Consider the following 13,170-nt stretch of genomic DNA (forward strand, 5'->3'; position numbering starts at 1 on the left):
CCAAGGCCTGCCCCATGACCATTCCCTTCGACCTTTCCATCCTCACCCGAGCGGACTACGCCAAGTCCATCGCCGAGGGTGTCCTCACGATGTTCGAGTTGACCGCGCTGTCCTGGGGACTCGCGGCCGTGGTGGGGACGGTGCTGGCCCTCATCCGCATGAGCAGGAGCCGGATCGGACAGGCGGTGGTCGTGGCCTACGTCGAATACCACCAGAACGTGCCGATGCTGGTCCAGATCTTCCTTTGGTACTTCGGCATCCCGGCGCTGCTGCCGATGGGCGTGCAGCTGTGGATCAATGCCAACAACAGCGAGTTCTTCTTCGCCTTCGTGGCGGTGGGCCTCTGCATGGCGGCCTACATGTCGGAGGACCTGCGCGGTGGCATCCGATCGATCCCCAAGTCGCAGCTCGAGGCCTCGCGCGCACTGGGCCTGACCTACCTGCAGGCCTCGCGGCTGGTGATCTTCCCGCAGGCGGCGCGCATCGCGCTGCCGACGCTGGTGAGCCACACCGTGCTGCTGCTGAAGAACACCAGCCTCGCGATGACCATCGGCGTGGCCGAGCTGACCTACGTCACACGCGAGATCGAAAGCCAGTCCTTCCGCACGGTGGAGGTCTACCTGTTCGCCACCGCCGTCTACCTGTCCGTGTCGATGCTGATCATGTTCGGCGGGTCGCTGCTGGAAGGCCGTTACCGCATCAAGGCGCGCTGAACCATGAACGACATCCTCACCATCCTGCGCGACAACTGGGCGCTGCTGCTGATCGGCCAGTACCCGCACGGCCCGCTCGGCGGGCTCGCCATCACCTTCATCCTGTCGGTGCTGGGCCTGGCGCTGGCCTTTCCGCTGAGCGTCGGCATCGCGCTGGCCCGCCTCAGTCCCTTCGCCTGGCTGCGACGCCCCGCGACCGTGATCGTCTACGTGGTGCGCGGCGTGCCGCTGATCATGTTCATCTTCTGGGTCTACTTCTTCCTGCCGCTGCTGATCGGCAAGACGGTGAGCGGCTTCTCCACCATGCTGGTCACGCTGGTGATCTACCAGGCGGCCTACCTTTCCGAAGTGGTCCGTTCGGGCATCGAGGGCCTGCCCAAGGGCCAGACCGAAGCGGCGCGCGCCATGGGCCTGAGCTACATGCAGACGATGGTGAAGATCGTGCTGCCGCAGGCCTTCTACAACATGGTGCCGGGGCTGATCAGCCAGTTCGTCTCGGCCATCAAGGAGACCTCGCTGGGCTACGTGATCAGCGTCAACGAACTCACCTTCTCGGCCAACCAGATCAACAGCAACCTGCTGACCAAGCCCTTCGAGGTCTTCGTGCTGCTGGCCGCGATCTATTTCGTGCTGTGCTTCTCGCTCACCCAGACGGCGCGGATGTTCGAGCGCCGCGTGACGCGCCGCCGCGCCGGCGCCCCACGCGCTGCCGACGCATCGACGACGCCGACCCAGGTCAGCGCGATGGCGATCAGCCCCACCCGAACACAGGCCTGAAGGCGCATCCCATGACCTCCTCCACTTCCGCCCCGCAGCCCATGATCTCCTTCCGATCCGTCAACAAGTGGTACGACCAGTACCACGCGCTGTGCGACGTCAACGCACAAGTCTCCAAGGGCGAGGTGCTGGTCGTGTGCGGGCCGTCGGGCTCGGGCAAGTCCACGCTGATCCGCACCGTCAACCGGCTCGAGGACATCCAGTCCGGCGCCATCGAGTTCGACGGGCAGGACGTGAACTCGCCATCGCTCGACATCAACCGCTTCCGCAGCCGCGTGGGCTTCGTGTTCCAGAGCTTCAACCTCTTCCCGCACCTGACGGTGGCCGAGAACGTGATGATGGGGCCGATGGCGGTGCTCAAGCACAAGCGTGCCCAGGCGCAGGCCCGGGCCGAACACCTGCTCGACCGGGTCGGCATGGCGTCGAAGTTCAAGGCCTATCCCGGCCAACTCTCGGGCGGCCAGCAGCAGCGCGTGGCGATCGCCCGTGCACTGGCCATGGACCCACCCGCCATGCTGTTCGACGAACCCACGAGCGCGCTCGACCCCGAGATGGTGGGCGAGGTGCTGCAGGTCATGAAGAGCCTGGCGCGCGATGGCATGACCATGATGTGCGTCACGCACGAGATGAACTTCGCCCGCGAGGTCGCCGACCGCATCTGGTTCATGGACCAGGGCTGCCTGGTCGAAAGCGGAACGCCCGAGGAATTCTTCGCCAACCCGCAAAGCGACCGCGCGAGGAAATTCCTCTCCGACCTGCGCGCCCATTGAGCGGCACCGAAGCCGCCCATCCCCCGACCGTTCACCGTCCCTCGTCTCCACCCGTCCTCAGGAAAAGCCATGAAAAACTTCGTCCGGAAAATCGTTCCCTCCCTTCTCGTCGTCCTCTTCGCTTCCGGCGCGCTGGCCGACCAGCTGCAGGACATCAAGGCCAAGAAGACCCTGGTCTGCGGCACCTACGGCGCCATCGAGCCCTTCGGCTTCGCCGATCCCAAGACGCGCCAGACCGTGGGCTACGACGTCGACCTGTGCAAGGCCGTGGCGCGCGAGATGGGTGTGGCACTGGAGCAGCGCGGGCTGACCATCGAGGCACGCATCCCGGAACTGAACCTCGGCCACGTCGACATCCTGATTGCCAACCTGGCGTTCACCAAGACGCGTGCCCAACAGATCGACTTCTCCGATGCCTATCACGTGCTGTCGGAAAAGGTGCTGGTCAACAAGGACTCCGGCCTGAGCAAGCTCGACGACCTGGCCGGCAAGAAGGTGAGCGCGGCCAAGGGCTCGACCTCGGAGCAGGGCGTGAAGATGCGCATCCCCACGTCGACGACGGTCACGTTCCAGGACGCTTCGGCCGCCTATCTCGCGCTGCAGATGGGCAAGGTCGACGCCTTCACCATCAACGACGTGACGGCCGCGCAGTTCGTGCGCCAGTCCGCCAGCACGGCCCGCCCCGTGGTGCCGATCGCGGAGCCCACCATCCTCGAGCCGATGGCCGTGGGCGTGCGCAAGAACGAGCCGGCGCTGCTGGCCGAGGTCAACACCGTGCTGGGCCGGCTCGAGAAGTCGGGCGAGCTCGCAAAGATCTGGGAGAAATGGCTCGGCCCGCAGACGGCCTACGGTCTCAAGCGCACCCACACCGTGACGCCCATCAAGGACCTCAAGTTCGATCCCCTGCCTTGAGTCCCATGAGTTTGCCCGCCATGAACACCGCCGACATCCGGCGCATTGCCATGCACCAGCGCCTGCGCGGTGTCGCGGTCGTGGAATTCGCCCAGGGCGACAGTCGCCTGCGCCTGCGCATGCCGCAGGGCGCGCCCGCCTTGCAGGTCGGCGAAGGCGCGGCCGCCCCCGAGGCGGTGGTCGCCGAAGCCGGCTTGACGACCGTGGTGGCCACGGCCCTCGGGCTGCTGCGGCTCGCGCATCCTTCGCGCCCGGCGGCCGCGCTGGCCGTGGGCGACGAGGTGGCCGAAGGCGACACGATGGCGCTGCTGCAGGTCGGCCAGGCCTTCACCGAGGTCCTCGCGCCGCGGGCCGGCCGCGTCGAAGCACTGCTGGCCCACGAAGGCCAATGCATCGACTACGGCAAGCCGCTGTTCACGCTGCGATGCGAGGCGCCATGAAACTGCCGCGCGCGAGCTTCCTGGGCACCAGCGCCATGCTTTTCGAGGCCGAGGAAGCGCTCGGCCTCGGCGTGCAGGAGCGCGTCTGGGCCGTCGCGAAGGCGGCCGAAGCCTGGCCGGGCGTGCAGGAAGCCGTGCCCGGCATGAACAACCTGACGGTGGCGTTCGACCCCTTCGCCCTGCCGTCCGAAGCGCTGGTGCAGCAGGTCCATGCGGCCTGGTTCCACGCGCCGGCGGTCGAGGGCCAGACCAAGACCGTCGAGCTGCCGGTCGTCTATGGCGGCGAACGCGGCCCGGATCTGGCCGCGATCGCCGAGCGCACGGGGCTGGAGGTGGCGACGGTGGTCCGACTGCATTCGGAAGCGCGCTACGCGGTGTTCTTCCTCGGGGCCCACCCGGGCTTCGCCTACCTGGCGGGCCTGGACCCGCGGCTGCACACGCCGCGCCGCGCCGAACCGCGTCTGCACATCCGCGCCGGAACCGTGGCCATCGGCGGTGCGCAAGCCGGCGTGGTGGCGCAGAACTCGCCCAGCGGATGGCAGCTGATCGGCCACTGCGACCCCTCCTTCTTCGATGCCCACCGCACGCCGCCGACGCTGCTGTGCCCCGGCGACACGGTGGTCTTTCGCGCGACGAGGATCGACACGTGATCGACATACTTTCCACCGGCGGGCTGAGCACCGTGCAGGACCTGGGCCGCATCGGCCAACGGCGCTTCGGCGTGAGCGTGTCCGGCGCGCTGGACAAGCTGGCGGCCGAAGCCGGCAACGCCATGCTGGGCAACCCCGCGGGCAGCGCGATCATCGAGATCGTGGTGTTCCCCTTCCGCGTGCGCTTCACCGCCGACACGTGCATCGCGCTGACCGGCACCGACGCGCGCGCCAGCCTCGACGGCAAGCCGGTCTGGCCCTGGTGGACGCTGCCCGTGGCCGCCGGCCAGGTGCTGTCGATGCAGGGGCCGCTGGGCGGCGGCGTGGCCTGCCTCGCCGTGCACGGGGGCTTCGCGGTGGAGGCCGTGCTGGGCTCCTTCAGCACCGACCTCAAGGCCGGCTTCGGCGGCCACCAGGGACGACCGCTGCGCAAGGGCGACCAGGTGCCGCATGCCGCGTTTCATCGGCAAGGGCCGGCGTCGGTCACCTGCAACCGCTTCGGCGCGGTGCCGGCCGAGTTCGCGCTGCCCGCAGCGGCGCACGCGCCGGACGCCACCGTGGTGCGCGTGCTGCCGGCCGCGCAATGGGACTGCTTCTCCGGCGCGACCCGCCGGACCTTCTTCGAGACGGCCTGGAAGGTGCTGCCGGCGAGCAACCGCATCGGCCTGCGGCTGCAGGGGCCGACGCTGGCGCCGGTGAAGAAGATCGAGCTGCTGTCGCACGGCATCGTGCCGGGCGTGGTGCAGGTGCCGCCCTCGGGCCAGCCCATCGTCATGCAGTGCGATGCGCAGACCTCGGGCGGCTACCCCAAGCTCGCCACGGTGATCGAGGCCGATCAGTGGCGCATCGCGCAGACGCCGCTGGGCGGCAACGTGCGCTTCGTCGAGGCGAGCCAGGCGCAGGCGCTGGACGCACTCAGGGAACAACGGGCCTACCTGCAGAAGCTTCGCCTCGCGAGCCAGCTGCTGGGTGGCCGCACATCGGACAGGAACAACACATGAAGATCGACATCAATTGCGACCTCGGCGAGGGCTTCGGCCCCTACCGCATGGGCGACGACGCGGCGCTGCTGGCCATCGTCTCCTCGGCCAACATCGCCTGCGGCTTCCATGCCGGCGATCCGCTGATCATGGACAGCACGGTCCGCCTGGCCGGTGCCAGCGGCGTCGACGTGGGCGCGCACGTGGGCTTCCAGGACCTGCAGGGCTTCGGCCGGCGTCCGCTCCAGCTCGACGCCGCCGAGCTGCGCACGCTGACGCTCTACCAGCTCGGTGCACTGGAAGGCATCGCGCGTGCGGCCGGCCGACGCGCTACGCACGTCACCTTCCACGGCGCGCTGGGCAACATGTCCTTCGTCGATGCCGGCCTCGCCGACACGCTGATGGCGGCGGTGCGCGACTTCGACCGCGACATGATCGTGATCGCACCGCCCATGACCGAGCTCGAGCGTGCCGCCGAGCAGGCCGGCCTGCCGGTGGCGCGCGTGGTGTTCGCCGACCGGGCCTACGACGACCGCGGGCTGCTGGTCTCGCGCAAGCTGCCGGGCGCCGTCATCAAGGACCCGCAGGAGGTCTCGCGCCGCGTGATCCGCATGCTGCAGGACCGCGAGATCACCAGCACCGCCGGGCGCCGCCTGCCGGTGCGGATCGACTCCGTGCTCGTCCACGGCGACACGCAGGGCGCGGCCGGCCTGGCGACGCATGTGCGCGCGCAGATCGAGGCCAGTGGCGCGGTCGTGGCGCCGGTCAGCGAAGTCCTCGCGCAGGCCTGAGCAGCATGAACGTACAGCACATCACCGATCTGATCGATGCGGTGGCCGACACCGGCCTTGCCGAACTGCAGCTGACGGCGCCGGACTTCGACCTGCACATCGTCCGCAACGCCGAGGGCGGCGGCACCGCAGCCCTGGCCGCCACGCCCGCACCCGCGCCGGCCGCATCCCGGCCCACGCCGCCGGCGGTCGCGTCCGTCGCGGCGCCCTCGCCCGCCGCCCCGGCCGCGCCCGAGGGCCACGTCATCCATGCGCCCATGGTCGGCACCTTCTACCGCGCCTCGGCCCGCGGCGCGGACGCGCTGGTCCAGGTCGGCTCCGTCGTCGCGGCCGGTGCCGCGGTGTGCGTGATCGAGTCCATGAAGATCTTCAACGAGATCGATTCGGAGCACGCCGGCACGGTGACGGCGGTGCTCTGCGAAGACGGACAGGCCGTGAGCGTGGGCCAGGCCCTGATGGTGATCGCATGACGGAAGCGCCACACATGTTCAAGAAGATCCTGATCGCCAACCGCGGCGAAGTCGCGCTGCGCATCCAGCGCGCCTGCCGAGAGCTCGGCGTGGGCGCGGTGGTGGTGTTCTCCGAGGCCGACCGCGAGGCCGGCTACGTGCAGCAGGCCGACGAGGCACTGTGCATCGGCCCCGCACCCTCGGCGCAGAGCTACCTGAGCATCCCGGCGCTGATGGCGGCCGCAACGCTCAGCGGGGCCGAGGCGATCCATCCCGGCTACGGCTTCCTGAGCGAGAACGCGGGCTTCGCGCAGACCGTCGAGGACGCGGGCCTGGTCTTCATCGGCCCGAGCGCGCAGTCGATCCGCACCATGGGCGACAAGGTGGCGGCCAAGCAGGCGATGCAGCTGGCCGGCGTACCTTGCGTGCCCGGTTCCGATGGTGCGCTGGGCCAGGACGGTGCCGAGACCTGCCGGCAGGCCGCCGCGGTCGGCTACCCGGTCATCATCAAGGCCGCGGGCGGCGGTGGCGGGCGTGGGATGCGTGTCGTGCGCGGCGAGGCGGACCTGCTCGCCGCGATCGAGACCACGCGTTCCGAGGCCGAGGCCGCGTTCGGCAACGCGGCGGTCTACATGGAGAAGTACCTCGAGAATCCGCGCCACATCGAGATCCAGGTGCTCGCCGACAGCGCCAACCACGCCGTGTGGCTGGGCGAGCGCGATTGCTCGATGCAGCGCCGGCACCAGAAGATCATCGAGGAGTCGCCCGCGCCCGGCATCGATCGCGCGCAGATCGAGGCCATCGGCGAGCGCTGCGTGGAAGCCTGCCGGCGCATGAACTACCGCGGCGCCGGGACCTTCGAGTTCCTCTACGAGAACGGAGAGTTCTTCTTCATCGAGATGAACACGCGCGTGCAGGTCGAGCATCCGGTGACCGAATGGGTGACGGGCATCGACATCGTCCAGATGCAGATCCGCATCGCGGCCGGCCAGCCCTTGCCCTGGGCGCAATCGGAACTGCGGCGCCGCGGCCACGCGATCGAATGCCGCATCAATGCCGAGCACCCGCAGACCTTCTTTCCGTCGCCGGGCGACATCCAGGCCTGGCGCGTGCCCGGCGGTCCGGGCGTGCGCGTGGACTCGCATGTGTATGCAGGCTACACGGTGCCGCCGCACTACGACTCGCTGATCGGCAAGTTCATCACCTACGGCGAGGACCGGGCCCAGGCCCTGGCGCGCATGGCGGCGGCCCTGTCCGAGACCGTCGTCGCAGGCATCGACACGAACATTCCGCTGCATCGCCTGTTGCTCGCCGACGAGTCCTTCGTGCGCGGCGGTACCAGCATCCACTTCCTGGAGGCGTGGATGGCCGAGCGCAAGGCGCGCGCATCGCATGCGCCGCAAGGTCGACAACCTTGACAGGCCATTGATCGAGGGCCTCCAGGCGCTCGAGTTCGGGCGCCACGCACTTTCGGAAGTCAATGGCGGGAGCGCGCCCCGAAGGCGGTCTTCCGCGCACACATCATCCAAGAATTGGATCAACCAGCCTCCACATAACTGGCTTTTCCTTTGCGGGGCGCGGCGATAGATTGGCCGGGCTTTCTCTTCCATCTCCTTTATCCCGCATGTACGTACTCAACTCCCTTCCCGCTCCCGTCGACGACAACCTTCTCAAGCTGCTGGTCCAGGCCGAGCCGGCCGTCATCGGGCATTTCCGCTACACGGGCTTCATGGCCCCGGCGATCAAGGCCCACTTCCAGGATGTGCGCATCGCCGGCACCGCCATCACGGCCCGCGTGCCGGGCATGGACGGTGCCATGGTTCACTACGCCATCGGCCAGGCGCGGCCCGGTGACATCCTGGTGATCGACCGCTGCGGCGACATGTCGATCGCGACCATCGGCGGCGCCGTGGCCTATGCGGCGCGCGCCGCGGGCGTGGCCGGCATCATCGTCGACGGGCTGGTGACCGACCTGGGCGAACTGCGCCAATACGGCGTGCCGGTCTGGTCCAAGGGCACCTGTGCCGTCACCGTCAAGACGCTCGGCCTGGGCGGCGAGTTCTGCATTCCGGTGAGCTGCGGCGGCGTGACGGTGAACCCCGGCGACGCCATCCTGGCCGACGAGAACGGCGTGCTCGTCCTTCCGCCCTCGGACATCCAGGCATCGGCGACCCGCGCCCTGCAGATGAGCAAGGACGAAAAGCTCACGCTCGCGCGCATCGACGCCGGCGAGAAGTACCCCGACATCCTCGGCTCCACCCGGATCATCATGGACGCGATCGAGAAGCAGATGCAGCGCTGACCGCGCATCGACGTCGAACGTTCCCCTGCCCGTCCCCGAGCCCACGGGCGAGACGCCTGCTAGGGCGCACCGGACTCGGCGGGCGGTTCGGCAAGCCGGGTCAGCAGGCGCGAACTCTGCAGCACCGAGCGGGCGATCTCGATGACCACCTCGGTGCCTGGCCCGCACTCCTCCTTGACATAGGACGCGTAGTAAGGCGTGGGCGGAAGCTCCGGCTTCGCGGGCAGCACCCGCAACTCGCCGGTGGCGAGCTGGTCGCGCAGGATCGCGACCGGCAGCACGGCGATGGCATGCCCCGCCCGCACCAGCCTCAGCATCAGCGACAGCGAGTTGCAGAAGTTCACGCCTTCGAAATCGACGCCGCCGCTGCGCAGCCACTTCTGGACCACGCCGTTGAGGGTCGACGGCGGCGAGTGGGTGACGATGGGCAGCTTGGCCGCGACGCTGGGAACGAACAGCCCGTCCGACACGTCCATGTCGGGCGAGGCCAGCCACTGGAACTCCACCCATCCGATCAATTGGTCGATCACGTGCGGTGCGGCGCCCGCGTTGGTGTGCAGCGCGATGTCCAGCTCGCGCTTGCGCAGCTTCTCCACGAGCACGCTGCCGACGTCGATGGTCAGCTCCACGATGAGCCTGGGGTGGCGCAGCTTGAGCTGGGTCAGCACATCGGTCAACGCGACCATCGCATTGGACTCGTCCGATCCGAGGCGCAGCACGCCTTCCAGTGGTGCGGTGGAGATGCCGAGCTGCTCGAAGTCCTTGCCCGCGTGCAACACGCGCTCGGCATGGGCCAGCGCATTGCGACCGGCGGGGGTGAGCTGCACACGCTGGTTCTTGCGCGAAAAGAGCTCCAGGTTCATCGCGCTCTCCAGCTCCTTGATGCGCGAGGAGACGGCTGGCTGGCTGAAATTCAGATGGTCCGCTGCCGCGTGGATGCTTCCGAGCTTGGCCGTCCAGTAGAACGCCTCGATCTGGCGCAGGGTAAACCGCATGATTCAGAAATTTTATCAACCAAGCTTCGAAGAATCCGTTTTTCTTCCAGCAGGGGCAGCGATAGATTGAGGACTCCTTCTTTCACGCATCTCCCATGTCCTCCATTGAAATCCCCCTGGACAGCGCAACCGATCTGTCGCAGGCACTGTCCCGCGGCGAGCTCACATCGGTTGCCATCGTCACCGCCTGCCTGGCCCGAATCCGCGCGCACGACCCGCAGCTGCACGCCTTCAGCGAGGTCTACGCCGACGAGGCCCTGGCCGCCGCGGACGCCGCGGACCGGATGATGCGGGCAGGCTACCGGCTGGGCCCGCTGCACGGCATTCCGGTGGCGGTGAAGGACCTGGTGGACATCGCCGGCAAGGCCACCACCAACGGGTCGCCGCTGTTCGCCAACCGGATCGCGCAACGCAACGCGCGCATGGTCGATCTGCTGCGGGCGGCCGGCGCCATCATCGTCGGCAAGACGCACATGGTGCAGTTCGCGCTCGGCGCCTGGGGCACCAACGAGCACATGGGCACGCCGCGCAACCCGTGGGACCCCGCCACGCACCGGACGCCTGGCGGATCGAGCAGCGGCTCGGCCGTGGCCGTCGCCGCCGGGCTGGTGCCGCTGGCGATCGGCTCGGACACCGGCGGCTCGGTGCGGATTCCCGCTGCCTTCTGCGGCATCACCGGGTTCAAGGCGACCGCGGGCGCCATCGACACCACCGGCGTGGTGTCCCTGAGCACCACGCTGGACAGCATCGGCGTGTTCGCCCGCGCCGCGAAGGATGCGGCCCTGCTGCACGCGGTGCTGGCCGAAGACCGCGCGCGGCCAGCGCAGGTGCCCACCGCCACCGGCTCCCAGGCCTTTGCCGGACTGCGCCTCGCGCGCCTGGGCCCGTCCGACCTGGTGGGGGTCGAGCCGGACGTTCTCGCGGCCTACGAAGCGGCGATGACGGTGTTCGCGCAGGGCGGCGCGCAGGTCACGGTCGTCGCGATGCCGCGTCCGCTCGACACCTTCGCGCAGACCACCAGCGCGATCATGCTGACCGAAGCCGCCGCCGAACACGGCGAGCTCGCCGCCGATGCCATGGCCGCGATGGACACCTCGGTGCGCCCCCGCATCGCCGCCGGCGCGCGTCTGCTGGCGGTCGACTATGTGCGCGCCATGCGGCAGCGCGAGGCGTGGAAGCGGGAGTTCACCGCCCTGCTCTCGCGCAGCGATGCGCTCGTCACGCCGACCACCATGGCGACGGCCGTGCCCATCGACTCCGTGGACCACGGCAATGCGCCGGTGCGCTACACGCGCATCCTGAATCTTTTGGACATGTGCGGCGTTTCGGTGCCCGCCGGTGTCGATGGCGGCGGGCTGCCGATCGGCGTGCAGATCGCCGCGGCCACGGGCCACGACGCGCAACTCATCGCGATCGCCGAAGCCTTCCAGCGCTGCACGGATTTCCACCGCCACACGCCCGAACTGCGCGCGGCCTGAACACATTTTTCGCTTTCGAAAGACATCGATGAACAAACACCTCCGCATCCTTCTCCTGGCGACGGCCTTCACCGGCAGCGCCTTCGCCCAGGGCTATCCGACCAAGCCGATCCGGCTGGTCGTTCCCTTCTCCGCCGGCGGCAGCGTCGACATGGTGGCCCGCATGGTGGGCAGCAAGCTCGGCGACAGCATGGGACAGCCGGTACTGGTGGACAACCGTGCCGGCGCATCCGGCAACATCGGCATGGACTTCGTGGCGAAGTCGCCGGCCGACGGCTACACGCTGCTCATGGCGAGCGCGGCGCTCACCGCCAACATGCATCTCTACGCCAAGATGAGTTTCGACCCGCTCAAGGACCTGCAACCGATCATCCGGGTCGCGGACCAGCCGAGCGTGCTGGTGGTGCACCCCTCGCTGGGCGTGAAGAACGTGCAGGAGCTGATCGCGCTCGCCCGCTCGAAGCCCGGCAAGCTGTCCTTCGGTTCGGCCGGCCTGGGCTCGGCGCAGCAGATCGCGGCGGAGATCTTCATGATGAAGACCGGCACGAAGATGCTGCACGTGCCGTACAAGGGCGGCGCTCCGGCGTTGGCGGACCTGGTGGGCGGCCAGATCGACCTGATGTTCGAGACCTCGCCGACCGCGACGCCGTTCGTGGCCTCGGGCAAGCTGATCGGACTGGCCGTGACCACGCCCAAGCGGGTGAGCACGCTGCCCGAGCTGCCCACGGTGGCCGAAGCCGGCGTACCGGGCTACGAGGCCTACACCTGGCTCGGCGTGGTCGCGCCCGCCGGGACGCCGAAGGCCGTGGTGGAGAAGCTCAATGCCGAAATCAAGAAGGCGATGACGCCCGAATTCCGCGCCGAGCTGACGAAGATCAACCTGATCCCGATCGGTGACACGTCCGCCGATTTCACCGCCTTCGTGAAGGCCGACTCGGCCTTCTACGCGAACGTCGTCAAGCAGGCGCGGATCGAGCCGCAATAAGCCTCCGCGCGCTCCGGCAGGCCTGGCATTGCATGTCGGGACCTGCCGGGCGCACTCCCATCACGCAGCGACTGCCAGCCCGTGTCTTGCGGGCGCGGCAGCGCGCGCCCGGTCACCAACTGCAAGGACAAATGTCATGGGAAAACTCAAGGAAGTACTGCAACGCGGAGAGATCGCCTACGGGACCTTCTGCGCATTGAAGGATCCGGCCGTCGTGGAATTGCTGGGCCATGTCGGCTACGACTTCGCGGTGATCGATCTGGAGCACTCGTCGCTCGATCTGTCGGCGATGGAGCATTTCATCCGCGCAGCACAGGTCACAGGCATCTCCTCCATCGTGCGCACGCCGCAGATGGATTTCGCGACCATCCTCCGGGCGGTCGAAGCGGGGGCCGACGCGATCATGGTGCCGCATGTCGTCAGCCGCGCGATGGCGGAGAGGATCGTCGCCACCGCCAAGTACCCGCCGATCGGGATGCGCGGCATCGATGGCGCCACCCGCGTCGCCAGGTATGGCGGCGTCAAGATGGTCGAGCACATGAAGGTGCAGAACGATCGCCTGCTGGTCATCGGAATGATCGAAGACCGGGAAGCCGTCGAGCAGATCGAGGACATCGTCCAGACGCCGGGGCTCGACCTGCTGTTCGTCGGGGCGTCCGATCTTTCATGCTCTTACGGCCTTCCCACGCAGGTGACCCATCCCACGGTGCGCGCGGCCATCGAGAAGATTCTCCAGAGCGCCAACAAGGCGGGCGTGAAGGTCGGCATCCCGGCGTTCGACCCGCAGCAGGCGAAGGATCTGGCCGAGCTGGGATACAGCTTCATCACCAGCCCCGCGGTGGACACCTTGCACCTGACGCAGACGCTGACGGCCCATCTGCGCTCGCTGAAGGCATCCACCGACGCAGCGGCGCAGCGATCGTCCTGA

Annotated in this window: 15 protein-coding genes; 14 read left to right on the forward strand and 1 reads right to left on the reverse strand. The window is 68.4% G+C overall.

Annotated elements, in window-relative coordinates; all coding sequences use genetic code 11:
• The first annotated feature begins 14 nt into the window (after positions 1-14).
• The 11 genes from QTI20_RS18000 to QTI20_RS18050 all read left to right on the forward strand — a co-directional run bounded on the left by QTI20_RS18000 (position 15) and on the right by QTI20_RS18050 (position 8,784).
• Positions 15-713, forward strand: a complete 699-nt coding sequence (locus QTI20_RS18000) for an amino acid ABC transporter permease (protein ID WP_286552812.1) — start codon at positions 15-17, stop codon at positions 711-713.
• Between the two features lie 3 nt (positions 714-716).
• Entirely contained in the window at positions 717-1,490 is a 774-nt protein-coding gene (locus tag QTI20_RS18005; protein ID WP_286552813.1) for an amino acid ABC transporter permease, read from the forward strand.
• A 41-nt stretch (positions 1,491-1,531) separates the two neighbouring features.
• A complete protein-coding gene (locus tag QTI20_RS18010; RefSeq protein ID WP_286553461.1) occupies positions 1,532-2,260 on the forward strand; it encodes an amino acid ABC transporter ATP-binding protein in 729 nt (242 codons plus the stop codon).
• 69 nt (positions 2,261-2,329) lie between these two features.
• Positions 2,330-3,172 carry an ABC transporter substrate-binding protein gene (locus QTI20_RS18015; RefSeq protein WP_286552814.1) on the forward strand — a complete coding sequence of 281 codons (843 nt, stop codon included), beginning with the start codon at positions 2,330-2,332 and terminating at the stop codon, positions 3,170-3,172.
• 5 nt (positions 3,173-3,177) lie between these two features.
• On the forward strand, positions 3,178-3,612 hold the full coding sequence (locus QTI20_RS18020) for an acetyl-CoA carboxylase biotin carboxyl carrier protein (protein WP_286574235.1): 435 nt from the start codon (positions 3,178-3,180) through the stop codon (positions 3,610-3,612).
• Positions 3,609-4,262 (forward strand): 5-oxoprolinase subunit PxpB, encoded by a 654-nt coding sequence (pxpB, locus tag QTI20_RS18025; protein WP_286552817.1) that lies wholly within the window; start codon positions 3,609-3,611, stop codon positions 4,260-4,262. Before QTI20_RS18020 ends, pxpB begins: the two co-directional genes overlap by 4 nt.
• Positions 4,259-5,263 carry a 5-oxoprolinase subunit C family protein gene (locus tag QTI20_RS18030; RefSeq protein WP_286552818.1) on the forward strand — a complete coding sequence of 335 codons (1,005 nt, stop codon included), beginning with the start codon at positions 4,259-4,261 and terminating at the stop codon, positions 5,261-5,263. The genes pxpB and QTI20_RS18030 overlap by 4 nt, the downstream gene beginning before the upstream one ends.
• Positions 5,260-6,033 (forward strand): LamB/YcsF family protein, encoded by a 774-nt coding sequence (locus QTI20_RS18035; RefSeq protein ID WP_286552819.1) that lies wholly within the window; start codon positions 5,260-5,262, stop codon positions 6,031-6,033. The genes QTI20_RS18030 and QTI20_RS18035 overlap by 4 nt, the downstream gene beginning before the upstream one ends.
• 5 nt (positions 6,034-6,038) lie before the next feature.
• On the forward strand, positions 6,039-6,503 hold the full coding sequence (accB, locus tag QTI20_RS18040; protein ID WP_286552821.1) for an acetyl-CoA carboxylase biotin carboxyl carrier protein: 465 nt from the start codon (positions 6,039-6,041) through the stop codon (positions 6,501-6,503).
• A gap of 14 nt (positions 6,504-6,517) precedes the next feature.
• Complete coding sequence (gene accC, locus QTI20_RS18045; RefSeq protein ID WP_286552823.1) at positions 6,518-7,900, forward strand: acetyl-CoA carboxylase biotin carboxylase subunit; 1,383 nt, start codon at positions 6,518-6,520, stop codon at positions 7,898-7,900.
• A gap of 206 nt (positions 7,901-8,106) precedes the next feature.
• On the forward strand, positions 8,107-8,784 hold the full coding sequence (locus tag QTI20_RS18050) for an RraA family protein (RefSeq protein WP_286552824.1): 678 nt from the start codon (positions 8,107-8,109) through the stop codon (positions 8,782-8,784).
• 59 nt (positions 8,785-8,843) lie between these two features.
• On the opposite strand, the gene QTI20_RS18055 is transcribed toward QTI20_RS18050, so the two are convergent.
• Entirely contained in the window at positions 8,844-9,779 is a 936-nt protein-coding gene (locus QTI20_RS18055) for a LysR family transcriptional regulator (RefSeq protein ID WP_286552826.1), read from the reverse strand.
• A gap of 95 nt (positions 9,780-9,874) precedes the next feature.
• Between QTI20_RS18055 and QTI20_RS18060 the strand changes: the two genes are divergently transcribed.
• The 3 genes from QTI20_RS18060 to QTI20_RS18070 all read left to right on the forward strand — a co-directional run bounded on the left by QTI20_RS18060 (position 9,875) and on the right by QTI20_RS18070 (position 13,170).
• Positions 9,875-11,257 carry an amidase gene (locus QTI20_RS18060; RefSeq protein ID WP_286552828.1) on the forward strand — a complete coding sequence of 461 codons (1,383 nt, stop codon included), beginning with the start codon at positions 9,875-9,877 and terminating at the stop codon, positions 11,255-11,257.
• Positions 11,258-11,285: 28 nt separating this feature from the next.
• Positions 11,286-12,242, forward strand: coding sequence for a Bug family tripartite tricarboxylate transporter substrate binding protein (locus tag QTI20_RS18065; RefSeq protein WP_286552829.1), 957 nt, complete (start codon positions 11,286-11,288; stop codon positions 12,240-12,242).
• Between the two features lie 136 nt (positions 12,243-12,378).
• On the forward strand, positions 12,379-13,170 hold the full coding sequence (locus QTI20_RS18070; RefSeq protein WP_286552830.1) for an HpcH/HpaI aldolase family protein: 792 nt from the start codon (positions 12,379-12,381) through the stop codon (positions 13,168-13,170).

It is taken from the genome of Variovorax sp. J2P1-31 (assembly GCF_030317215.1).
Classification (GTDB): Bacteria; Pseudomonadota; Gammaproteobacteria; order Burkholderiales; family Burkholderiaceae_C; genus Variovorax.